General features: G+C 58.4%; 20 protein-coding genes and 1 pseudogene. 10 read left to right on the top strand and 11 right to left on the bottom strand.

The annotated features are described in order from the left end of the window. Positions 1-509 precede the first annotated feature (509 nt). Both ACST81_RS27260 and ACST81_RS27255 read right to left on the bottom strand, forming a co-directional pair. A complete protein-coding gene (locus ACST81_RS27260) occupies positions 510-1880 on the bottom strand; it encodes an IS1182 family transposase (protein ID WP_438754883.1) in 1371 nt (456 codons plus the stop codon). Positions 1881-2063: 183 nt separating this feature from the next. Further along, positions 2064-3434, bottom strand: a complete 1371-nt coding sequence (locus ACST81_RS27255) for an IS1182 family transposase (RefSeq protein WP_438751402.1) — start codon at positions 3432-3434, stop codon at positions 2064-2066. 234 nt (positions 3435-3668) lie between these two features. Between ACST81_RS27255 and ACST81_RS27250 the strand changes: the two are divergent. The 4 genes and pseudogenes from ACST81_RS27250 to ACST81_RS27235 all read left to right on the top strand — a co-directional run bounded on the left by ACST81_RS27250 (position 3669) and on the right by ACST81_RS27235 (position 9727). Continuing rightward, positions 3669-5257: pseudogene (locus ACST81_RS27250) on the top strand (transposase). 5 nt (positions 5258-5262) lie between these two features. Then, positions 5263-6138, top strand: coding sequence for a TniB family NTP-binding protein (locus ACST81_RS27245; RefSeq protein ID WP_438754881.1), 876 nt, complete (start codon positions 5263-5265; stop codon positions 6136-6138). After that, on the top strand, positions 6135-7196 hold the full coding sequence (locus tag ACST81_RS27240) for a TniQ family protein (protein ID WP_438754879.1): 1062 nt from the start codon (positions 6135-6137) through the stop codon (positions 7194-7196). The genes ACST81_RS27245 and ACST81_RS27240 overlap by 4 nt, the downstream gene beginning before the upstream one ends. Before the next feature lie 143 nt (positions 7197-7339). Beyond that, positions 7340-9727, top strand: coding sequence for a TOTE conflict system archaeo-eukaryotic primase domain-containing protein (locus tag ACST81_RS27235; protein ID WP_438754877.1), 2388 nt, complete (start codon positions 7340-7342; stop codon positions 9725-9727). Between the two features lie 68 nt (positions 9728-9795). Here ACST81_RS27235 and scpB read toward each other — a convergent pair whose 3' ends face one another. After that, positions 9796-10476, bottom strand: a complete 681-nt coding sequence (scpB, locus tag ACST81_RS27230) for an SMC-Scp complex subunit ScpB (RefSeq protein WP_438754876.1) — start codon at positions 10474-10476, stop codon at positions 9796-9798. 2 nt (positions 10477-10478) lie between these two features. Further along, positions 10479-11456 (bottom strand): DUF1403 family protein, encoded by a 978-nt coding sequence (locus ACST81_RS27225; RefSeq protein ID WP_438754874.1) that lies wholly within the window; start codon positions 11454-11456, stop codon positions 10479-10481. Positions 11457-11571: 115 nt separating this feature from the next. On the opposite strand from ACST81_RS27225, the gene ACST81_RS27220 reads away from it, so the two are divergent. The 4 genes from ACST81_RS27220 (at position 11572) to ACST81_RS27205 (ending at position 14674) form a co-directional block, all read left to right on the top strand. After that, positions 11572-12660 (top strand): tyrosine-type recombinase/integrase, encoded by a 1089-nt coding sequence (locus tag ACST81_RS27220; protein ID WP_438754872.1) that lies wholly within the window; start codon positions 11572-11574, stop codon positions 12658-12660. Between the two features lie 216 nt (positions 12661-12876). Beyond that, positions 12877-13134 (top strand): type II toxin-antitoxin system VapB family antitoxin, encoded by a 258-nt coding sequence (locus ACST81_RS27215; RefSeq protein ID WP_438754870.1) that lies wholly within the window; start codon positions 12877-12879, stop codon positions 13132-13134. Beyond that, positions 13131-13535 (top strand): type II toxin-antitoxin system VapC family toxin, encoded by a 405-nt coding sequence (locus ACST81_RS27210; RefSeq protein WP_438754868.1) that lies wholly within the window; start codon positions 13131-13133, stop codon positions 13533-13535. Before ACST81_RS27215 ends, ACST81_RS27210 begins: the two co-directional genes overlap by 4 nt. Then, entirely contained in the window at positions 13532-14674 is a 1143-nt protein-coding gene (locus tag ACST81_RS27205; protein ID WP_438754867.1) for a site-specific integrase, read from the top strand. The genes ACST81_RS27210 and ACST81_RS27205 overlap by 4 nt, the downstream gene beginning before the upstream one ends. 241 nt (positions 14675-14915) lie before the next feature. Here the strand turns inward: ACST81_RS27205 and ACST81_RS27200 are convergent, their stop codons facing one another. Further along, entirely contained in the window at positions 14916-17096 is a 2181-nt protein-coding gene (locus ACST81_RS27200; protein ID WP_438754865.1) for a bifunctional diguanylate cyclase/phosphodiesterase, read from the bottom strand. Between the two features lie 260 nt (positions 17097-17356). Here ACST81_RS27200 and ACST81_RS27195 point away from each other — a divergent pair, with 260 nt between their 5' ends. Continuing rightward, complete coding sequence (locus ACST81_RS27195; RefSeq protein WP_438754863.1) at positions 17357-17557, top strand: cold-shock protein; 201 nt, start codon at positions 17357-17359, stop codon at positions 17555-17557. Positions 17558-17801: 244 nt separating this feature from the next. Here ACST81_RS27195 and ACST81_RS27190 read toward each other — a convergent pair whose 3' ends face one another. Both ACST81_RS27190 and ACST81_RS27185 read right to left on the bottom strand, forming a co-directional pair. After that, entirely contained in the window at positions 17802-18104 is a 303-nt protein-coding gene (locus ACST81_RS27190; RefSeq protein WP_438754861.1) for a hypothetical protein, read from the bottom strand. Between the two features lie 190 nt (positions 18105-18294). Continuing rightward, complete coding sequence (locus ACST81_RS27185) at positions 18295-18537, bottom strand: helix-turn-helix domain-containing protein (protein ID WP_438754860.1); 243 nt, start codon at positions 18535-18537, stop codon at positions 18295-18297. Between the two features lie 337 nt (positions 18538-18874). Here ACST81_RS27185 and ACST81_RS27180 point away from each other — a divergent pair, with 337 nt between their 5' ends. Further along, positions 18875-19060, top strand: a complete 186-nt coding sequence (locus ACST81_RS27180) for a hypothetical protein (RefSeq protein WP_438754858.1) — start codon at positions 18875-18877, stop codon at positions 19058-19060. Here the strand turns inward: ACST81_RS27180 and ACST81_RS27175 are convergent. The 4 genes from ACST81_RS27175 to repA form a co-directional block, all read right to left on the bottom strand. Beyond that, positions 19050-20009 (bottom strand): 3'-5' exonuclease, encoded by a 960-nt coding sequence (locus ACST81_RS27175; RefSeq protein WP_438754856.1) that lies wholly within the window; start codon positions 20007-20009, stop codon positions 19050-19052. The genes ACST81_RS27180 and ACST81_RS27175 overlap by 11 nt on opposite strands. 46 nt (positions 20010-20055) lie before the next feature. Further along, positions 20056-21270, bottom strand: a complete 1215-nt coding sequence (repC, locus tag ACST81_RS27170; RefSeq protein ID WP_438754963.1) for a plasmid replication protein RepC — start codon at positions 21268-21270, stop codon at positions 20056-20058. Between the two features lie 156 nt (positions 21271-21426). Next, positions 21427-22407: a plasmid partitioning protein RepB gene (repB, locus tag ACST81_RS27165; RefSeq protein ID WP_438754855.1), complete on the bottom strand. Its 981-nt coding sequence runs from the start codon at positions 22405-22407 to the stop codon at positions 21427-21429. Between the two features lie 72 nt (positions 22408-22479). Beyond that, a complete protein-coding gene (repA, locus tag ACST81_RS27160; protein ID WP_438754853.1) occupies positions 22480-23670 on the bottom strand; it encodes a plasmid partitioning protein RepA in 1191 nt (396 codons plus the stop codon).

The following is a 23670-nucleotide window of genomic DNA, read 5'->3' as shown; positions in this document are numbered from 1 at the left end:
ATCGATACCGCAACTCTTGGGCAATATTCTAAAACTTTCTATCGCTTGTCTCGAGGATCGGCTGATGGCTGATCATCCTTACTCCCCTCTGATACTCCGATCCAAACGCCAGTGCCTTGTCGACAACGGCTTGATGTTGTCGGTATGTCGGGGATGGTCTATCGAAGCGGTGCGGACGCAGTCCGACAGCCGGTAGAGAGGCACCAAATCAATGGCACGCAAGTACAGAGACGATTTCGCTTCACAAAATGTCGAGTCGGAGCCCATTATCTGCCAGCTCTGCGAACGGAAGATACCTGACGACCAGATCGATAACCACCATCTTGTTCCTAAGAGTAAAGGTGGCAGGATCACCGTGCCTTTGCATCGGATATGCCATAGCCACATACATGTGGCTCAGACTGCTGACAAACCCGTCGATTTTTCTCGGCGGGTTTTCTTGTTTGTGGAGTGCGCGCTCAGGTAGTGTTTGTGCGGCCGGGTAGTGTTATCCGAAGCGGGCCATGGCCTTATCCCCAGGCGGGCTTTGAAGCCTTGGTCATTGCGGTTGCGATCTTTTTGATGTTCTGCGCGGCGGCGGCGAGAAGGCATTGCCATCTGACTTTGATCAGGCCGCGGAAGCGTGCATAACGATGGCCGTGAAGCTGTTTGGCGTCGGCAAAGGAGCGCTCGACCGTCTCCTTTCGCCGCTTGTAAATCGCCTTGCCCCAAGGCGTCTTGCGATGAGCGTCTGTTCGCTCGCGGGCATCTTGCCAGACATGGCGGGTGATGGTGCGCTCTGCTTTGGCGTTAGAGGTGCAGGAGGCAAGCAGCGGGCAGTCACGGCAGAGGGCGGGGTCGGAGCCGTAATGCTTGTAGCCGGTGCGGTCGGTGGTGGCATAGGTCAGCAACTGGCCCTGAGGGCAGCGATAGCCGTCCGTCTCGGGCTCGTAGACGAACTTCGACTTGCGCATCATCCCGGCCTTGGGCGGTGTCGGGTTGCGATAGCCGGTCACTCCGAGGATGTCTCTGTCCTCCAGTCCCTTGGCGATGCCCGACGTGGCATAGCCCGCGTCGAGCCCCACCGCACCGACGTTGAAGTCGAAGCGCGCGCGCTGCCGGTCGAGGCGTTCGAGGTAGACGATGCTGTCATGCACATTGGCAGGTGTCACATGGGTGTCGGTGATGATGGCATGGCGGCCATCCACCGTGCGATGATCCAAGTAAAAGAAGCCCTTGGGCTTGCCGTCGCGCACCATATAGCCGCTGTCCGAGTCGGTGCGGCTGACCTTGGTTTCCTTCACCATAGGCTCGCGCTCTTTTTCCTTCAACGGCTTCTGGCCATGGGCGGCGCGCTCCGCCTCGATTGCCCGGTCGAGATCGGTCCAGTAGTCGGCGCGTGACTTGGCAATCATCTCCAAGTCGTACTTGCCCTTGTTGGCATTGGCCTTCAGATGCGTCGAATCCGTGTACAGCACCGTGCCATCGACCAGGCCGTGCCGGATCGCCTGCTCGACGATCGCATCGAAGATATCCTGCGCCACGTCGGTATCCATGAAGCGACGGCGGCGGTTCTGCGACAGCGTCGAGGCATCAAAGACCGGGTCGGTCAGCTTCGTCCGCAAGAACCACCGATAGGCGACGTTGACTTCGATCTCGCGCACCAACTGCCGCTCCGAGCGTATCCCGAACAGGTAGCCGATGAACAGCGCCTTGAACATGCAGGTCGGATCGAGGGCCGGCTGGCCGTTGTCGGCGCAGTAGTGCCCGGCAACGCGGTCATGGATGAAGGAGAAGTCGATCACCGCATCGATCTTGCGAAGCAGATGATCCTTTGGAACCAGCCCATCGAGCGTCACCATCTCGAGAGCCGTCTGTTCGGGAGCAGGTTTCTTCAACATGTCCCACTGAATCACAAACCCCTGGCTGTGGCCAGAGGTTTGTCAGCAGTCTGGGCCACATACATGTGGCTCAGACTGCTGACAAACCCGTCGATTTTTCTCGGCGGGTTTTCTTGTTTGTGGAGTGCGCGCTCAGGTAGTGTTTGTGCGGCCGGGTAGTGTTATCCGAAGCGGGCCATGGCCTTATCCCCAGGCGGGCTTTGAAGCCTTGGTCATTGCGGTTGCGATCTTTTTGATGTTCTGCGCGGCGGCGGCGAGAAGGCATTGCCATCTGACTTTGATCAGGCCGCGGAAGCGTGCATAACGATGGCCGTGAAGCTGTTTGGCGTCGGCAAAGGAGCGCTCGACCGTCTCCTTTCGCCGCTTGTAAATCGCCTTGCCCCAAGGCGTCTTGCGATGAGCGTCTGTTCGCTCGCGGGCATCTTGCCAGACATGGCGGGTGATGGTGCGCTCTGCTTTGGCGTTAGAGGTGCAGGAGGCAAGCAGCGGGCAGTCACGGCAGAGGGCGGGGTCGGAGCCGTAATGCTTGTAGCCGGTGCGGTCGGTGGTGGCATAGGTCAGCAACTGGCCCTGAGGGCAGCGATAGCCGTCCGTCTCGGGCTCGTAGACGAACTTCGACTTGCGCATCATCCCGGCCTTGGGCGGTGTCGGGTTGCGATAGCCGGTCACTCCGAGGATGTCTCTGTCCTCCAGTCCCTTGGCGATGCCCGACGTGGCATAGCCCGCGTCGAGCCCCACCGCACCGACGTTGAAGTCGAAGCGCGCGCGCTGCCGGTCGAGGCGTTCGAGGTAGACGATGCTGTCATGCACATTGGCAGGTGTCACATGGGTGTCGGTGATGATGGCATGGCGGCCATCCACCGTGCGATGATCCAAGTAAAAGAAGCCCTTGGGCTTGCCGTCGCGCACCATATAGCCGCTGTCCGAGTCGGTGCGGCTGACCTTGGTTTCCTTCACCATAGGCTCGCGCTCTTTTTCCTTCAACGGCTTCTGGCCATGGGCGGCGCGCTCCGCCTCGATTGCCCGGTCGAGATCGGTCCAGTAGTCGGCGCGTGACTTGGCAATCATCTCCAAGTCGTACTTGCCCTTGTTGGCATTGGCCTTCAGATGCGTCGAATCCGTGTACAGCACCGTGCCATCGACCAGGCCGTGCCGGATCGCCTGCTCGACGATCGCATCGAAGATATCCTGCGCCACGTCGGTATCCTTGAAGCGACGGCGGCGGTTCTGCGACAGCGTCGAGGCATCAAAGACCGGGTCGGTCAGCTTCATCCGCAAGAACCACCGATAGGCGACGTTGACTTCGATCTCGCGCACCAACTGCCGCTCCGAGCGTATCCCGAACAGGTAGCCGATGAACAGCGCCTTGAACATGCAGGTCGGATCGAGGGCCGGCCGGCCGTTGTCGGCGCAGTAGTGCCCGGCAACGCGGTCATGGATGAAGGAGAAGTCGATCACCGCATCGATCTTGCGAAGCAGATGATCCTTTGGAACCAGCCCATCGAGCGTCACCATCTCGAGAGCCGTCTGTTCGGGAGCAGGTTTCTTCAACATGTCCCACTGAATCACAAACCCCTGGCTGTGGCCAGAGGTTTGTCAGCAGTCTGGGCCACATACATGTGGCTTTTACTTCCAGATTTCAATCCGGGGAATGTCATACGCCAGTTGGGTTCTGGCGCTAAACTGGGGACGATTTTCCGCTAATGATTTCAGCGAGGCCCTTTGCCAAAGCGATTTCACGATCGAAGTTCGCCGGCGGCGCGCCCGGTCTTGGACGAGCACTGGTCGATGGCGCGTCGAATGTCCCGCGAACTGGACAAAATCCTGGATGGCGGCAATCCGAAACAAGCTGCCATCAAACGCGCGGCGGCTGAACTGCGGCTTACCACCCGGCAAATCTACAACCTCCTCGCCCGTTATCGCGCCGATCGGACAGTGACCAGCTTGCTTCCTCGCACTGCGACCAGTCGGCGCAAGCGGCTGCCGGAACAGGTGGAGGCGATCATCGCCGCCGCACTTCGCGAGAAGTGGCTAACGCTCGAGCCAACCCCACTTGCTCCCGTGGTCGACGAGATCCGCGCGCGCTGCGAGGAAGCCGGTCTTGCCGTTCCCTCATATGTGACGGTCGCCCCGGCGCATTCCCATGTTGTTTTCGCAAGAAGAGATCGCGAAGAAGCGATCGGCCAATCCAAAGCACTTGCTGCGGCTGAAGCCGCGACCCGGCTATATCCATGCGCCGTACCCGCTCGCGGTGTGCCAAATCGACCATACGCCTACCGACATAAATTTCGTGGAGGTGGTCGATGCCGCCGGTGTGTTCGTCGGCCGCCCATATTTGACTGTTGTCTCCGACGTGGCAACACGGTCTATCGTCGGTTTCTGCCTCACCCTGGAAAAGCCGTCGGCTCTATCCGTTGCGCTTTGTCTCGCCCAAGCCATGTGCCCGAAAGATACATGGCTTGCAGCGCGCAATCTCAATCACGGCTGGCCGATGTTCGGTCGACCGCAGCTGCTCGTCACGGACTCGGCGATGGAGTTCAAGGGACACGCCTTCCACCGAGGATGTGACGATTATGGTATCCGGATCCGCTACCGCGATCGCGGCCGAATCCATCAAGGCGGTGTTGTTGAACGGCTGCTGGGAAAGCTCAACGCGGTCCTCGCTACCTACCCCGGCTCCTCTGGCCGTTCGGTGGCCCACCGCGATGAATACCCATCCGGGCGGCGCGCCTGCCTGAGCTTCGCCGATCTGGAGCGCTGCGTTGCGCTGGCCGTGATCGATCACAACCTGCAGGAAAACTCCAAGACCCTGAAGGTCCCCATGACGGAATGGCAGCACAACGCAACCGCCCTGTCTCGTTTCGACGATGACCCGCAGCGCGTGCTGTTGTCGTTCTTGCCGGGGACGGAAAGGCAATTGTCACCGCAAGGGATCAACATGTTCGCCATGCACTGTTATTCACCGTGGCTGAGCGCCGTCGTTCCCGAGCGTGACCGGCTCGGAAGGCTTGAGGTGCGATACGACCCCTGTGACATCAGCCATGTTTACATCCGCGACCCGGAAAACCGACAGTTTCGGCCGGTCGAGCGACGCGACAGCCAACTGACGTCAGTGACGATGTGGGAGCATGCGGCGGAACGCACCCGTCGGCGTGCGGCAAACCACCGCTCAAGCACTGAGAAGGTGGCGCTCCGCCGCGAGATCGCAGCCATTGTGCAATCGGCGAAACCCTCCAGGCGCCAGTTGCGTGATGCTGTCCGCAAGGCCCATGCCGCCGCGGCGGAAAAGCCTTATGCCATTATGCAGCAGCCGGCACTTCCTCCCGCCGAGCATCCCACGCGTCAGAAGACGCCGGTTGCCGGTGGAGGATTGGTAGCAACAGTGGATCATTTGATCGAGCATGCCCGGCCGTATCTTGATCGTGATCATGAGGCAAGGATCGCTTATATCCGCGCGCCACGGTGGATCGGGCATCATGCCGCCCAGGATAGCCATCGGCGACTTGCCGAGCTTCTGTTACGGCCTCCGTCTTTGCGAACCCAGGGGCTGATGTTGGTCGGCCCCTACGCCAACGGTAAGACGATGATTGCCGAGCGGCTCGCCGTCGAGCACCTGAGAACCTCGCCCAAGCAAAGGGTATGGATAGCCCAGACACGCGAAGGCGCCGGCCTTGGCCATTTCTATGCCAGTATTCTGCAGGCGCTGCGGGCGCCCGGCGCCGATATGTGGAACCTTGGCCGCAAGGCCGAACAACTCGACCACTTGCTGTTTAGCCTCAAACCGAAGGTGCTAATTTTCGACGAGTTCCACAATGCGTTGCGGGGTCGTGCGCGCGACGTCGAAGCCGTCTTTGCTTTCCTGCGGCGGATTGGCCGTCAATACGACATCTCGCCGGTGCTGATCGGTGAGGTGGCCGTCTGCGATTTCATCAATTCCACGAGCGAGATGGCGAGCCGCTTCGAGCTTGTTGCGGTTCCGCGTTGGCAATATGACGAGAGCTATCTCATGCTGCTCGACAGTCTCGCAGCAGCTTTGCCGCTGGCCAAAAGCTCGGATTTGTCGAACGAAACGTTGGCCCGGCGAATATTCAGCCTGTCGGAAGGTTTGATCGGCGAGATTGTCACCATCGTCACCAAGGCAGCTGTCGCGGCGATCATGTCCGAGAGCGAACGCATCAGCAAAGCCAACATCGACGCGCTGCGCTATGTGCCGATCTCACAGCGGCGCAACTCCCCTCTGCGTCAGAGCCTTCTATGATGGTCATCGATGCTCCCGGCCTGACAATCGGCATCCGCGAGCGATACCGCGATGTCGTTTCGGAAAAGTGGCCCGTCATCGTCACGCCGCAGGCTGACGAATTGCTATCGAGCTGGCTGCACCGACTTGCATTTGCGAACGGCATTGCGCCTCGACTGTTCGCCCGCGTACTCGGGCTTAGTGCAGGGATGTGGTCGGCCGCCCTGGACCTCAAGCTCCCGGCCGACATTGCAACCCTTCTCCAAGCCCACACCGGGATTTTGGAAGACCAACTCTCGGCCATGTCGCTAACTGGATCGCCGCTGAAGCCGCTCTTGCTGCCATTGCGAAACAACGGACGTCGCGACAGTTCGCGGTGGCTGCAGTTCTGTTCTCGATGCCTGGCTGAGGATGCACAGCCATATTTTCGGCGACGATGGCGGTTGGCAACCAAAGCTTGCTGTTCAAAACATGGTTGCGGGTTGCGCGATCGATGCCCATCGTGCCGCAGCCGTGTTGCGGCTTTCGATCAGACTGAACTCGTTCCGCAACATCATTGTGCCCGCTGCGGCTATGACCTGCGTCGGGCATCGATTGTCGGTGTCGGTCCAGAGGCAAAACGGCTTGACCGCTGCATCGACGATATCTGCCGACTGGAAGCGATAACCGGTTCGCTGCCAAGCGTTACCCTCGTTCGGCGCCTGCTTGGCGTGCCAAGTGTTGCCGGTATTTATGCGACATCGTCCCTGACCAGCCTGTCCACGTCGACGCGAATTCGTTGCATCGAACGGCTCGCAATGCGACCCAGTGACTGGTTGATGGTCGATGATGATGTTGTGATCACCCATTGGCGACGGCTCATCCTGTCGGCGGGTGGTCACCTTCCCTTGATCACGCTGCTTGCGGATGCCCTCAAACGCCGTAGGCAGCAACCTTCCATCGCACGCCCTCCTCCGGCGGCAGACATGTCAGGATTATTGGGTGCCTATGCGGGTATCAGAAGAAGTCCTCTTCGTCGGTCGGCTCGAACTCACGACCGGCCCCGCGATCACCCAGTAGCTGGCGGAAAGCGGGGTTAGTGGTGGTCCGGATGCGCGGTGTGGGACTTAAGCGCGAGCTGTCTTTGGTCTATGTTGACGCATGACAGGACTTTGGGAAGTGGACTGCGGCGTTGGCAGGTTGGGACGACACTTCTGAAGAGATTGCGCGGATTCGGCGACGCTTGGCTGATCTCGATGCTGAGCGTCTGGAGCTTGAGTGCACGTTAGAATCGCTGGAGAAAAAGGTCACATCCGATAGCTACTCGCCTGAACGGCCGTCGTCTGTCGATGCCCCTGTTACCAACAGCTCACCGTCGAGGGAGAAGGTGGAGTTATTCCGGCAGCTGTTTGCCGGGCGCCCCGACGTCTTCCCGATACGATGGGAAAATAGAAAGGATGGACGCACTGGCTATTCGCCATCCTGTTCCAACGAGTGGGCGAAAGGAATCTGCGGCAAGCCGAAGGTGAAATGTGGGGACTGCCCGCATCAGGCGTTCATCCCGTATTCCGAGGATATCATCGAAAAGCACCTTCGTGGCGGCGATGCCCGCTCAAGCGACTTTGTTGCTGGCGTATATCCATTGTTGCAAGACGAGACATGCTGGTTCCTTGCTGCTGACTTCGACAAGGAAAGCTGGGCGGACGATACCAGAGCGTTGCTGGCAACCTGTCATGCAAAAGGAATTGCCGCAGCCCTCGAACGGTCGAGGTCGGGAAACGGCGGCCATGTCTGGATATTCTTCTCAGAACCCGTTCCCGCGAAGATCGCCCGACAACTGGGGGCCGCGCTGATAACAGAGACGATGGAGAACCGCCCTGAGATCGGCTTCACGTCTTATGATCGCTTCTTTCCCAATCAGGATACGATGCCAATTGGCGGCTTCGGCAATCTGATCGCGCTTCCCCTGCAAAGGAAAGCCCGTGAAAATGGCAACAGCGTTTTTGTCGATGGCGACCTGCAACCCTACGATGACCAGTGGGCATACCTGTCGTCTTTACCCAGATTGTCGGCGGACGAAGTCTTCAGGATCGCCGACGAAGCCGAATTGTCGGGGCGGGTCTTGGGCGTCCGGATGCCAGTCGATGACGAACATGCCGATGAGCCGTGGAAGATGTTGCCGTCACGTCGGAGCGAGCCGCGGCGAATTGAGGCTGCGGTCCCGCAAAGCATCAAGGTCGTGATCGCCGACCAAGTTTACATCGATAGGACCGAGCTTCCGTCCGCGCTGATTGCGCAGTTCGTGCGCCTGGCAGCTTTCCAGAACCCGGAATTCTATCGCGCACAAGCAATGCGATTGCCGACATTCGGCAAGCCGCGGATCATCTCCTGTGCCGAACTTCACCCACGCCACGTCGCGCTGCCACGAGGCTGCTTCGACGAAACTGTAGAGCTGATAAGGAGCCATGGCGCGACCGCCATTCTGGAGGATCTCCGCGAAGATGGAGAGGCTCTACCCGCCGGCGTCTCGTTCCAAGGAGAACTGCGACGGCCACAATCGCGGGCCTTTGATGCTCTTGTCGCCAACGATAACGGCGTGCTCGCCGCCACGACTGCCTTCGGTAAGACAGTTGTCGCCGCCGCACTCATCGCACAGCGAAGCCGCAACACGCTGGTTCTTGTTCACCGCAGGGAGCTTCTCACCCAATGGGTAGAGCGTCTGAGTTCCTTCCTGAGCATCGACCCAAAGCAGATCGGCATCATCGGTGGCGGGAAAAGGAAGCCGACAGGGATCGTCGATGTGGCGCTGATCCAAAGCCTGGTTCGCAATGGCGAGGTCGATGATATCGTGGGAAATTACGGTCATCTGATTGTCGACGAGTGCCACCATCTGTCCGCTGCAAGTTTTGAACTTGTCGCTCGCAGATCCAAGGCGCGATATGTCGTCGGCTTATCTGCCACCGTTGCCCGAAAGGACGGTCATCATCCGATCATCTTCATGCAATGCGGCCCCGTTCGCCATCGGGTCGATGCGAGAGTTCAAGCTGCCGAGCGTGGTATTCGCCACCGTGCCCGCGACCGTTCGACGAAGTTTGAGTTGCCAGCGTCACTCGCCTCGGTCGAGCGCCCGTCAATACCAGCAATCTATGCAGCCCTTGCGCAGGACCAAGGCCGAAATGACCTGATATTCGATGACGTGTTGAAATCTCTCGAGGCCAGACGTTCGCCCATCCTACTCACGGAGCGTAAGGATCACCTCGATTATCTGCAGCAGAAGTTCTCGCCTTTTGTAAAAAATCTGGTGGTGCTACGCGGCGGCATGTCGGCGAAGGATCGCAAGCAAGCCAATGCGGCGTTGAATGTCGCAGACGATGATGAGCGTCTGATACTTGCGATAGGCCGCTATATCGGGGAGGGCTTCGATGACGCCCGACTCGACACACTATTCCTGACCATGCCGATCGCCTGGAAAGGCACTTTGGCGCAGTATGTCGGACGTCTGCATCGTCAGCATGATGGCAAGAAAGACGTCTTAGTCGTCGACTATGTCGATAACACAGTTCCGGTTCTCGCTCGGATGGCAGCGAAGCGACGCGCAGGATATCGGGCGCTCGGCTATGTGATCAAGTAGCGAGCGCGGATTGGGGATAGTAGAGCGGGACCATGGCATTCCGTCATGCTGACCAAATGCGCCTACAGCTAGTCTTGCTCGCCGCCATCGGCGCTTTCTTCGGCCAAATCATCCCTCGTAAGCGACCGCCGGCTGAGCAGCCCGGCATCCTCGAGCCCCTCCAGATCGGGCAGGTCACGCAGTGTCTGCAGACCGAAGGCCGATAGGAAATGCTTCGTCGTCACATAGGTGTAGGGCGCGCCGGGTGTCGGGCTGCGCGGGCCGGAGCTGAGAAACCCGGCATCGCGAAGACCGGCAATCGTGTCGCGGCTTATCTCCTTGCCGAACATGTTGGACAACTCGCCGCGGGTCACCGGCTGCAAGTATGCGATCGCCGCCAGCACCGCAGCCTCGTTTTCGGACAGCGACGCGGCGACGCTACGCGTTGGCGCCTGAGAGGCACGGATCGCAGACGCGTAAGCCGAACGGCTCCGATGCTGCCAGCCCCCGGCGACCGCAACGATGTCATAGGGACGTGACCGCAGATCCTCGCGCAAATCATCGATGATGAGATCGATGCTGCAGCCGCAACCGACCACGCGCGCCAAAATCTCACGGCTGACCGGCTCGGCGGCGGCAAAGATCACTGCTTCCACCCGCAGCATCCATTCGCGCCAGCGCAGCTCCGGCGGCAGATCTTCGAGCTCGCGATCGAGCAACACTTCGTCCTGCGGCCGTGACTTCCGTCGTGTTGCGCTTGATCCCGCCATCGTCACAACCCAAAAATCCGGAACGAAGTTCGGCCAGACAGTTCACGCACCGCACCAAAACCTTCCAGCCGCTCGAACAATCGCGTCGTCGCCCAGCGGGAGAGATGGCTGCCGGGCGCGGAGGCGGGCATGGCATCCTCGTTGAGCAGCTTTTCGATGACGACGCTGGCGCCTTTGGTTCGCACTTTCGGCGCCACCGCCAACAATGTCTCGGCACGCCGGCCGATGTCATTGGCCTGCCGCAAGGCTTCGACCGTGGCGGACACGAGCGCCAGGCACACCGCCCGCGGGAAAGCGGGCTCCCCGGGCCGCACCCGCCCGCGGCCACCGATGGTCTTGAACGCTACGCCATAACGCTCACCCATCGTGAGCGGCACGCCACACGTCCAGGCGAGTTTTTCTGCGAGTAGGCGGTCCGCCAGCCACCAGGCGAGGATTTCGGCATCGGGCCGGGCGGCGCAGATGTTGGAGACCAGGTCGGCGACGGGAAACGGCACAGCACGACTGGACTGAAGCGCACTATCAAACAAATCGGCAATCTCGCTCAGGCCCTCGCGGCGCAACCCCATCAGCGCCGCCAACTCCTCCAGACCTTTGCTGCTGATCGGCCGTTTCTTTGCCGCCAGTTTCTGGAATGCCAAATATATCGTTCCGGCCGGTCCGGGATCGTTGCCAGGCGCGGTGAGCAGCACCACATCGCGCAAGCCCGCCTCGCCTTCGTTTCGGCCAATCATCTGCACGGCCGAATGCGAGGCCCTAAGCGCAAGGCGCTGGCGCCAGCAGCCCGCCCACGGCAGGTCGGCGCGAACCAGATCGTCGAGCGATTTCAATGCGATGCCGGCGGCGAAGGCGGCGTCTGTATCGCTCGGATCTTTGCCGCGCAAAGTCACCCAGCCCGGCATAGGTGGCGCGGTCGATGGCGGTACCGGGGCGGCGGAAGGAGCGGAGGCGCGGAGGCGCGAATCCATGCTTTCGAGCATAATCGATGCGCGCTCTTTTAGCCACATTTTTCGGTTAAAACCGCACAGCATGTGAGCACTAGATTATGTCCGATAACCTTCCATTACCGGACATATGATGATAGGCTCCCGAACTATGCAAAATCCCCCGGCCAACACGCCCAAAATTGACGATTCTGCCGACAGCGCCCTCCCCGCCGGCGTCGAGCTCATGGTGGAAATGGACGCCGCGTCCCGGCCGGCGCGGCTGGAAGCGCTGGTCGAGACCGCAACAGCCTACGCCAACGCCGCCAGTTCAGAAAACACCCGCGACGCCTATGCCAAGGACTGGCGGCATTTTACCGCCTGGTGCCGCCGGGAAGGTTTCGAGCCGACGCCGCCGACGAGCCAGGTGATCGGCCTCTATATCGGCGCCTGTGCCTCAGGCGATCCGAAGCGCAATACCCCTGCCCTGTCGGTCGCGACGATCGAGCGGCGTCTCTCCGGGCTGGCCTGGAATTTCACCCAGCGCGGCGCGCCGATGGATCGCTCCGACCGGCATATTGCCACGGTGCTCGCCGGCATCCGCCGCAAGCACGCCAAGCCGCCGCGGCAGAAAGAGGCGGTGCTGGGAGAAGACATCAAGTCGATGGTCGACACGCTCGGCCATGATTTGCGCGGCCTGCGCGATCGGGCCATTCTGCTGCTGGGCTTCGCCGGCGGCCTGCGGCGCTCCGAGATCGTCGGTCTCGACATCGTCCGCGACGATCACAGCGACGGCCATGGCTGGATCGAGATCTTTCCCGGCCAGGGCGTTCTGCTGACGCTGCGCGGCAAGACCGGCTGGCGCGAAGTCGAGGTCGGCCGCGGCGCCTCCGAGCAGACCTGCCCCGTCGTTGCCCTCGAGCGCTGGATCCGCTTTGGCCGGATCGCCAGAGGCCCTCTCTTCCGCCGCATCTTCAAGGACAACAAGACCGTCGACGTCGAGCGGCTCTCCGACAAGCATGTCGCCCGCCTGGTCAAGCAGACCGCGCTTGCCGCCGGCGTCCGCTCCGACCTGCCGGACGGGGAACGGGCAGGTTTGTTCGCCGGCCACTCCCTGCGCGCCGGCCTTGCCTCCTCGGCCGAGATCGAGGAGCGATACGTGCAGAAGCAGTTGGGACACGCTTCGGCTGAAATGACGCGCAAATATCAGCGCCGGCGCGACCGCTTCCGCACCAATCTCACCAAAGCGTCAGGGCTTTGACAGGCCCCTCCCCTGCCGCGGGGATGAAATCGTTAGGTCAAAAATGCGGGCTGGGTTTTTAGCTTAGCGCTTCAGTTGAAATCGGGAAGTAAAAGCCACATGGGGCTTTCAACTATCGATAAGTAACCCTTATCGGAAGTTAGCCATCTATGGGTGATTCCTTGCTATCTCGCGCGGCAGACGCTATGTTAAGGCCATCATTCAACGAGGCACGTCATGTCTGAACCACAGCTTTCCATCCGCAGCACTAAGGCGAGAGATTTGGCGCATGCGCTTGCGCGTCGCACCGGTCAGCCGATCAACCGCCTCGTCGAACATGCGCTTGAACGCTATGATCAGGAACTACGTGAAAAACCGGCGCAGACGCCCGCTGATGCCCTGTGGGAACTTATGGCGGAGGGCCGGCGCTCGGTGCCTGCTGGCACCACCTCCGCCCACGATGATCTCTACGACGAAAACGGCCTGCCGATATGATTGCCATTGATACGTCGGTTATTTTAGCCTCGTCATTGAACGAGCCGGAAGCCGAACTATTCCATTCTCCCGTTGGTCGAGAAGAGATCTTGATCGGCTGGCCGACCCTTCTTGAGGCGCGTATGGTGCTGGCGGGTAAAAACTTTCGGAACGCTGCGGCAATTATCAAGCAGCTTGTAGACCTGCCAAATGTGACCACAGTTGCCTTTGGCGAGCGGCATTATTACGCTGCTGAGAAAGCTTTTGACCGATTTGGCAAGGGCCGCCACCCGGCCAGCCTGAACATGGGCGACTGTTATTCTTACGCTGTTGCCGCGATCGCCAAGGCGCCGCTCCTGTTCAAGGGGCATGATTTCGGACAAACCGATTTGAAGCTTCATTCGGCATCGTCGATGTTATGAGCAAATCCAGCGGCAATGGCGTAGATCGGCGCGCTCAACAACTCGACACCGTCGCCGCCGTTCTGCCGCTTGAGCGTCGTGACGAACTGGCGGAGTTGCTGACCGACCAGGATGTCGAAACGCTGCGTCACCTGGTCAACGAAGGCATGGGCGAAAACACGCTTCGCGCCCTGACCTCTGACCTCGCCTACCTGCAGGCGTGGTCGCTCGCGACGACGAAATACATTCTTCCCTGGCCGGCGCCTGAAGCATTGCTCCTGAAATTTGTCGCCCATCATCTTTGGCAGCCGCAACAGCGAGACGTCGATCGCGATCACGGCATGCCTGATGTCGTCGCACAGAGCCTTCGCGAGCAGGGTTTTCTGCGATCCATCGGACCGCATGCGCCCGACACTGTGCGCCGGCGTCTGTCCAGTTGGTCGACGCTGACAAAATGGCGCGGACTGACCGGCTCTTTTTCTTCCCCTGCCCTCAACACGGCAATTCGGCTGGCCGTGCGTGCAACTCCGCGACCACGAAAGCGTAAGAGTGCGAAGGCGGTGACAGGGGAGGTGCTGACCAAACTGCTGGCCACCTGCGCTGGCGAAAATCTTCGCGATATGAGAGACCGCGCAATCCTGATGGTCGGCTTCGCCTCCGGAGGCCGGCGCCGCACCGAAATTGCCGGACTGCGGACAGACCAGTTGACCACCGAGGCCCCGGTAACTGTCGATGGCGGTTCCCCCCTCCCCTCTTTGTCAATCCATCTTGGCAGGACCAAGACAAGTGGCGCTGACGGCGATGAGGTCGTTTACCTGACCGGCCGGCCGGTGGATGCGCTGAACGCCTGGCTTACCGTGGCTAAAATCGAGAGCGGCGGCGTGTTCAGGGCAATCGATCGCTGGGGCAACGTCTCCCGCCGGGCGCTCGATCCGAAGGCGATTAATGACATCCTCAAGCAGCGGGTGGCTTTGGCCGGATTGGAACCGTCGGAGTTTTCCGCACACGGACTGCGCTCGGGATACCTGACCGAAGCCGCCAACCGGGGCATTCCTCTTCCGGAGGCGATGGAGCAGTCTCGCCACCGATCTCTGCAGCAGGCGTCGAGTTATTACAACAGCGCCACGCGACGGAGTGGAAAGGCCGCCCGTTTGCTTTAATATTCCCAAGTCGCCTTCGTCTCTATTCACCCGGTAACCCGATTCCTGCACATTGATACTCGGCAATCTGACACCGGCCGACTTCCCGGACGGTCCTTCCACCGACCAGTCCTTCACATGAAGGGCTCGACGAACAGCCGCAATCGTATCCACTCGCTTCAACTCTCCCCCGTCCGCCAGCGAAAGCCGGATGGTCAGACGAAACAGATTGGGGGCCAAAATATTCCATGCCGGAACACAGCTATCCAACCGACCCCGTTACACTTTGTATTTGACGGAAATAGCGAGCGGATATTTCTGCGTCTGCCACAGGCTTACTGAACAGATATCCTTGAAGCAGGTCGCAACCGCATAGCTTCGCCATTGCGGCTTGAGTTTCCGTCTCGATACCTTCCGCCGTCACCGGGATTTCCAAGGCGTTTGCGAGCGCTACCGTTGCTTGGAAAATTCCCGCGACATTCGGATCATGCCCGAGATTGGCCGCAAGCGATTTATCAACCTTCAAGCGATCGAAGCCGAACTCACGCAAGGCCCCAATGCTTGCGTAACCAATGCCGAAATCGTCTAATGCGATCTTCACACCAAGACGTCTCAAGCCATTAATGGCCCGGTGGGCGTGCTCCGGCTGTGAGATCAGTACGCCTTCCGTGATCTCAAGAGTCAATCTAGGCGCATCAAACTCGAAACGATCCAGAACTGCCGCAACACGTTGAACAAAACTCTGATCCTGCAATTGCAGCGGTGAAACATTCACGCATATGCCAATTCCTGGCCAATCGGCAGCGGCGGCTATCGCCCTTTCGAGAACCTGCATTCCCAAGGCATCGATGAGCCCCGCCTTTTCTGCAAGGGAGATGAAGATATCCGGACGAACAACCCCCAATGTAGGGCTGCTCCACCTCGCCAGGGCCTCGACCCCTTGGAGCACGTGGGAATTCGCGGTCAGTAGAGGTTGATAGTGGACGCTAATTCCCTCGTTGCTCAGCGTTTCTCGGAGCTGTTTTTCAAGTATTGCCTGTTCATGGCGTTTCTCGTCCAACGCCTGCTCGTAAACAACTGTCCTTCCGCGTCCAAGGTCCTTGGCCTGATAAAGAGCAATGTCCGCTGTCCTCATCAGCTCTCCAATCTCAGCGTCGTTATCCATGACTGCGGCTACGCCAACGCTGCCACCGACCTGAATCAGCCGCCCGTTGATGGGGAATACTGTTGAGACGGCGCGCTGAATGCCCTCCGCTACGCCGCTACTCTCCACAGTTTCATCATTACCAACGGTGACAACAGCGAACTCGTCACCGCCCAGCCGGGCGATAAACGCGTTTGGAGAAAGCTCGGCTCGAAGTCTGCCCGCGACTGCGACAAGCAATTCATCGCCAGCCGCGTGTCCCCACGCATCGTTGACACCTTTGAAACCGTCGAGATCCAACAAGCACAGTTGGATGACCGAGCCGTCAGCGCCGGCAATGCATTTCTGTAGAAATTCCGCGAGGGCGGCGCGGTTGGAAAGGCCGGTCAGATTGTCGTGAGTCGCTTTGAATCGCGACGCTGCTTCGTCCTCACGAAGTTTGCGGATAATCGCGAAACCAACCATACCGATGGCGGCAAGGAAAAGCGCGAGAATAGTACACCCGACGGCCAATTGAGTTTTCACTGCGAGAAAACTGCGGCTGCCAGGAAGCTTTGAAGGCCAGCTTAAATATGCAACGTCTCTTCCCCAAACATCGTAGAGAGGAACGTTGAGCAATTTATCGTCCTTTTCCACATTAAGCTTCATGTCATCAATACGAAAGGTTTCAGAGAGTTTCTTGACAACAGCCGATGTGAGATGACGGGCAAAGATCAACACGTAGAGATTTCTTTCCTCTACACGGGCCTTCGCTGAATTCGGGCGGATTGTCGCCGCTCCCACGACCGCAACCCCGCCCTGTGTCGTTATGAACTGCACTGGAACTGCGCCATGTCTCTGCTTAACGTTATAAGCTTGCGCGATTAGGGTTTGTAAATCGGGGCCGAAATACGACGCGGGACTTTGGCCGAGTTCTTTACCGTCCTTGTAGGCGACGATTACCTTACCTCGCACATCGATCACCACCGCTGTGTCATAAAGCAGATTGTCCGAGCCCGTCAGCGCCCAGTTTTCGATGATCCAATACTGGCGATTGATTGAATTGAGCTGCTTGTAAGCCCCGTCCCATGTTGCGTTGTCGTGAATAGTTCCGGAAAGTTGGCTTCGCAGCGCGTCGACCGCGCCAAGCGCCGCATCGACAGCACGGGCATCATCGATCTGGTTGGCTGTATTCTTGATAGTATCGATCGAACGGAAAACAATGAACGCGAATGCCATGGCGACCGCAATAAATGTGACCGCGACCGCAGTAACTATGCGCCGTCGCCGATTTGTTGCCGGGGTTACCGATCGGGACATTCAAAGGCTCCCGTCAAAAAAAGACAATCCATTCGCGCAACCCTCCCAGACCGCCCTCGTGCAATGTACCGCAAAACGACTAACAATCTCTGAGTGCATTTCTGGAGAAAGCTTCCGGCTGGAATCGCGTCACACCAGCGGTGATAAGCTGAGAGGATCTGTTCCCGCATGCAGACCATGTGGGATCGATGATTGCGAGCATCTCAGGATAGAAAAGATTGCCTGAGTAGCTTTGGGTTGGCGGCGTTTTGAGGATACACATGGCTACCGGGACAGTTAAATTTTTCAATCAGGACAAGGGGTTCGGTTTCATCACCCCAGACAACGGCGGGCAGGATGTGTTCGTCCATGTATCTGCGGTCCAAGGTGGCGACCTACGAGACGGCACCAAGGTGAGCTTTGAAATCGGGCAGGATCGCAAGACCGGAAAGTCCAAGGCAGAAAACGTTCAGTCGATTTGATTGGACTGTGACGACAGCAGCCGTCGGCAAATTTCGGCCATGTCGTTCATTCCAGGGTGAACGAGAGCACGGCCAGTCTCGACCCAGCTCTGCAATCTATGCCATGGCACGGGCGCCGACTGCTACAGTTGCCTCTGTATGGCGCTCCACTCGTAAAACCCGCGGCAACAATGCTGCCGCGGGTTTTCATTCGGAATTGAACTCATAACGTCAGGGTTCAGTGCTTCTCCCCAAACTGATCGCGCTAATCTTGCTCTTCGATCTCCGTTAGCGAAAAGCCGTCGATATCGGCGACATCCAACCGTATTTTCTCCAACATGGTTTGCGTCGTCTCGATGTTCTTGTCTGCATCAACATAAGATTGGCGTCTTTTAAGCTGGTCAACATATCGGTGCTGAACTTCGGGCATTGTGATGCGACCAAAAATCCACTCTTCAATCCACGCCAGAAACTGGGGATCGCGCTCGAATGGAAATCCTGCAGCTTCTTTCGCTACAACTGATCGTTCCCAGCGCGAGCGCCGCTCGTCCGGTGTCCACTTCGTCATTTCACAGGACCACCCGTCTGTGCTTCCGTCTCCTGCCGACGCCCTTGCTCATGAGCGGGACGAGAACTGCAGCCTGGCATACTACCGCGAAGTTGTTCGCGGTGGCGGACACCACCGCCGCTGTCATGCGGTGGCATATGACACCGGATGTTTGTCACGCCATGAGCTTGCCATTCCAACAATCATTCAATCACGTATCCAACGGAGAAAGGTCGACCTGCAAGGGTGCTGCCACGCGGCGAAGTCTACGCAGATCCCTGTCCGCCCCTACCTCAATTCGTATGATCTCTGGGATGGTGAGACCACATGTCTCTGCGAGATCGTCCAGACTGTACCCGAGCGCCTCTCGGGCCTGCCTGATCACCTCGCCAGGTTCCGCGGTTCGCGGCGTTGCGATTTCGGATTTTGCAATATCGCGAATGGATAGCGTCATTCATCGCTCTTTCTGTCTGCCGCACAAGCTGATGCGCGAGAAAGTGGCTCAAAACCATAGGGAATCTCGAGGCGGAAAGCTTCGAAGAGAATGGGAGATAGGAACGGCCCCATTTGCTTCAAGATCACTCTCTGCTGTTTGCGCTCGACTTCTGTGCGTTTTGAGCTCGATCTCTCGAATGCAACTGCTATCTTCGTCCTAGCCAATACACGCGACGCTCGCCCAGTCCCAATCCCCTCACGATCGCTGACACCCGTTCGGGGCTCGCCGTTTGATCGCACAGGCATATCTGTAGATGCAGCGGCCACGACAAGTCGTTCACTGGGAGGAAGAAAGAATGGCAGAAGTCGATAATGAACTCAGGACGCTGCGTAGCGCGTTGCGGGTTCTCGAAGAGAAGAACAGAAGAACCGGTGGCGACGGCTATCCTCTACAAATCGCGCAACTGAAGCATTTGATTGTCGAAAAGGAAGCCAACCACCACCCTCGAATAGACGTCGGCATAACGCCTCCTAAGCCTTGAATCGATCGAACGCCGAGAGGCTCTGCATGGGCGGGTTTGCGTCATACCTGTAAATGTCAGTTTGCAGCCAAGCCAGTTCGTCATCAGCAAGATGCTCATCCACCTCGATCCACCATGATTTCGGACGACCCTCACTGCCATCTGACCAGCGGTATCCTCTTGCCTTCAGATGCTCTTTGAGATCGAACGGGCTGTTCTCTGCATAAATGCGAACACGTGATTTCTGGCTCGCCAGATACAGTTCGCTGAAGGGTGTGCCCGACGAACCTTCTACCGTCTGGTCAAGAACCTCAAGAAGCGCGTGGCAATCATCGACTGCACGATGCCCCTCATGAAAATATCCCGCCTGGCCGATGAGATAGCCAAGTTTGGTGCCTTCGAACCCGCGGCTGGCCCAGTTGACCTCAGAAACGGAACACGCCCAGGCCTTGTCGGCAAAAATCGGCGAAAAGGCTTCGCAGAATGGCCTGTCAAACCCGGCATTATGGGCGATGATCAGATCCGCCGGCCCAACGAGCTTTCTCACCTGAGCCATATCGATCATCTGGCCTGCGACGTCGGCATCGGTAATACCGGTCAGCTTTGTGATTTCAGCGGGGATCGGGCCAGACGGTTCCTGCAGCCCGCCGTAGACGGCGTGAACCTCGCCGACCTCGCCGGCCTCGTTAAAACCGAACGCCACAAGCCCGATCTCGATGATCTCGTCCTTGCGAGCATTCAAGCCAGTCGTCTCGGTATCGAGTACAATCCCCCGTAAAGGAAACGCCGCATCGAAGTCGGTGGCGATACGCCGAGGCACAAGCTTGCTGAGAATGCGGTAGCGACCGGTCGCCTGGAGATAGTGAGCCATATCGTGTTCCGACAGCCCAAGCGGCCAGCGCGGTCCGGAACGCTTTCTCGTTGGCGCCGGGCGATGCACGATCTCAAACATATCGTACTGTGAGCTCATTCTGTTCGTCCCATACAAGTATTGTTGAACCCTGTGTCCACCGTCCTCAGCCCGTTTTCTGGTGAACCGTCCCGTTGAGCCGCAGCAGCGACATGAGCATCGGTCCGATCGAGAACTCCCCTCGCCGCGCTCGTGCCGTCAAGTCACGCAAATAGCCGCCGGCCGAATTGATGTGCCCTGCCCGCTCGAGGATGCAGGCGATCGCAACCGCGGCATTCTCGGCCCCCAGCGCTTCGCAGGCCTCCTCGTAGGCCGAGGGACTGACACCCAACATTGATCGCACTACCACGGCGGCCGTTCGCATGTCGCGCCAGTTCTCGATCCGCCCCCCCTGCCCGTAGGCAGACATCTCGGGGCAAGCCCGCAACACCAGCCCCAACGGAAACACCTGCGGCGCCTCACGCTTCGGTTCGTTGTCTCGCACGTCCGGTTCGCCCTGCTCTTTTTCAGAGCGAGGTTCAAGTTCATTGCTGGATTTGGTTTTTGAATTCTGTATGTGCTGACGGTATTCGTTATCAATGGTGACGGTTTTTTCCGAATTTAGCTGAATTTCCAGCAAGTTGATCACTTCTTCATGCAGAAGGTCGAGCTCTTCGGCAGATCCAGACAACTCCAAGGCGGATTTTGCCTTCGAAAGACGTCCGACAGCAGCGATATAGTGGTCTTCAACCATGCCCCAATCACCGCAAGCCCCCTCCTCCATCGCGGCAGAGATCAGTTTGCGGATATCCCTGCGGCGCAACGATATCCGTTCTTTCAGAATTTTAAGGTGGCGGCGCTCTTCAGCGATCTGCTGCGCCATCAGCGCCAGCTCTCCGGCGCGCGCCAGAAGCGGCGCCAGGCTGAAACCATAGGCGGTTTCGATTGCACCATCCCTGCCCTTGCGAGCATAGCGCTTGCCGTTCGGGCTGTCGTTCCGATGGATCAGACCCGCATCGACCAGCAGTGCCAGGTTCTCGCGAAGGGTTGTGCCGGCAATGCCATTGGCGCGCGCCGTCAGTTGCGCATTCGACGGAAACACCACGAGGTTTTCGTCGTCGCTCAGCGCTGTCTCCGGATAAAACGTCAGCAGCGCATTGAGGACCGCCAGGGCACGGTCCCGCAGGCCCAGCATCGTGCGGGCATCGCAGGCGTCACGATAGATTTTCCATTTGTCGACCGATCTGCCCTGCTGGGTCGCCGCTGTTTCCAACTGTCCCCTGATCAAGGCAAGCGTTATTGGCCGCCGCCCAAAGGGCGTCGTCACACTTCCATTCTGCATTTCCATTCACCTTTCAAAAGGCAAAAGAAAACTGCTCACCAAAACGATGCCGAAGACTCTTGACTGTGATTCGGGGAAATGCGATTCTCGATCTTGCTACAGATGTGAGGAAGGCTTCCACGACTTCGTCGTTTGGGGGCCTTTTTCTTTTGGCGTTTACTCTCCTTGTTGATCCAACTTGTTCCTGTACGCACAATAAAGATCGCCCAAGCTCTCAGCGACAAAATCGCCAAAGCCCGTGGCATCCTTTGCTTTCAAGGCGAGTGTGTATGTCTTGCCATCTGCCTTGATGTCGGCGGATACGAATTGATCTTCTGAAGCCCATTTGCGCGTTCTCGCCGTTTTCGGACGAGCGCGCTTTCCTACTGCCTTGACGAAGGCCAACAAGGTGTTGAAACGGTCGTCACCGACTTTCGATTTGAAGTCGCCAGTTTGTACGTAGGCTGTCCCCTCCTCCAGGGTCGAAGGCCGCTCCAACAGGTTTTTGAGTTCATACCAACGGTCGCGTCCGATTCCCCTGGCAACGCCGACGGCATCAAGGATTTCCCTCGGGATCGTCGCGACGGCCAGCATCTTAGACAGAGTGGCGCGGTCAATGGACAGTGCAGAAAGCACTATCGCATTGTCGCCGTCTAGCTGGCGGCGGGAGATTTCGGCTGCAAACATCGCCTTCTCGAGAAAGGAAAGGTTTGCCCGCGCGGAGTTCTCTTGGCCCTGCGCGACTAGATGATCGCTGTCCTTAAGGTCTTTGACGACAGCGCGGACTTTCCGCTCAAGCGCCTTGGCCGCCTGAAGGCGTCTGTGCCCGAAGACCACCATATATCGCCCTGCGGCGGACGGGTGCGGCCTGACAAGGATAGGAGTGTCCTGTCCTCGATCTCGGATTGCTGCCAGGAGCTCGGCGAAATCCTCTTGGTCGTCTTCAAGACGATCCCGCACGAATGAGCCGTCGATAATCGCGGGGTCTAGTTCGACAACGGCCTGCCCTTCAAGAAAACGATCTGCTTGCGCCGCCATTTCGTCCAGGGAATGGATAAGTGATTTCGAGGCACCCTTGTTCGTATATTCGAGGATTACCTTGGAGTTATCCGGCGCGTCCTGGCTCATGACGTTCATGAATGGGTTCTTCCGAGCCATCTCGCTATCCTCGAAGCTTCAACTGGTTGATTCCGATAATTTCTTTCCGGCTTTTGACGGCGGTCAACATGATCACATCCTGCCCCACGCGCGATGGATGAGACCCTGAATTTCAAAATTCACGGCATCCATACATTCAATTGCGCGGTCGTAAGTCCCCCGAGTGAAGTTCGAGCGATCAAGCTCGTAGAGACTGCGCTTAGTCAGCCCAGCGTCTGAGATCGCTGTAGTTTTGACCATGGGTGTTTTTAAGATTTCCTCGGCCAACATGCTCTGCATAAAGCCGAGCATCTGCACCTGGGGGACATCTTGCGGTTCGAAGCGTGTGATCAAATAGCGAAGCCAATCAAGCCTCACATCAGCGCCAGCCTGCTTGATCGTTTTGGTAATGTTGCCCAGCATCAACAAGAACTGCGACATCGACATGAGATCGAGCATCTGCGGATGAACCGTGATCAGCACCGATGTGGAGGCAGTAAGGGCGGTCAACGACAAATAACCAAGCTGAGGTGGGCAGTCGATAATCACCACGTCGTAGCGCTCATCGACATCTAAAAGGGCCTTGCCAAGTCGGGTGAAAAATCGCTTGCCCTCGCTGCCTGCCTGCATCGCGAGCGGGGTATCATATTCATATTCTTGAAGCTCGAGGTTCGCTGGGATGATGTCGAGGCCGGGGAAATTCGTCGGCAGAATGACATCCGCGATTGGCTTCCGCTCGTCGTAGCGGATTGTATCATAAAGAGATGGGTTCTGGTCGAGCTCCGGTTGGAAACCGTGCAGAGCCGAGAGCGATGCCTGCGGATCGAGATCGATAGCGAGGACTCGATGCCCCGTGAGAGCAAGATGCTGCGCAAGGTGGGCGGCGCTCGTCGTTTTGCCGCTGCCGCCCTTGAAGTTCACAACGGCAATAACCTGAAGTTTGTCGCTCGGCTTGCGCTGGGGGAGATATCGCTTTGCTTCGCTCTTCCCGGTTTCGGCAAGGTAGCTCCGAAGCTCCAACATCTGCTCGGCTGTGTAATACTTCCGGTTGCCTGACATAGTAGTCGGGATCGGCCCCTTGCCGTCCAGATAAAGCCGTTTCAGATTGCTTGGCGTAACGCCGAGATAGTGGGCAACCTCAGTCACTGAAAATTGGCGCAAAGTCTTCTTGGCTGACGGAGGAAAGTTTTCAAGCCGCAGTTGGTTGAGCCTGCGGGAGATTTCCGCACCTTGCATCAGTATCTTGTCGTCGAGTTCGAACGACGGAAGCGGGAACGCATTCAT

It is taken from the genome of Pararhizobium sp. O133, assembly GCF_051669845.1.
In the GTDB taxonomy this organism is placed as follows: Bacteria; Pseudomonadota; Alphaproteobacteria; order Rhizobiales; family Rhizobiaceae; genus Pararhizobium.
This window is presented reverse-complemented; position numbering and strand designations above follow the sequence as displayed.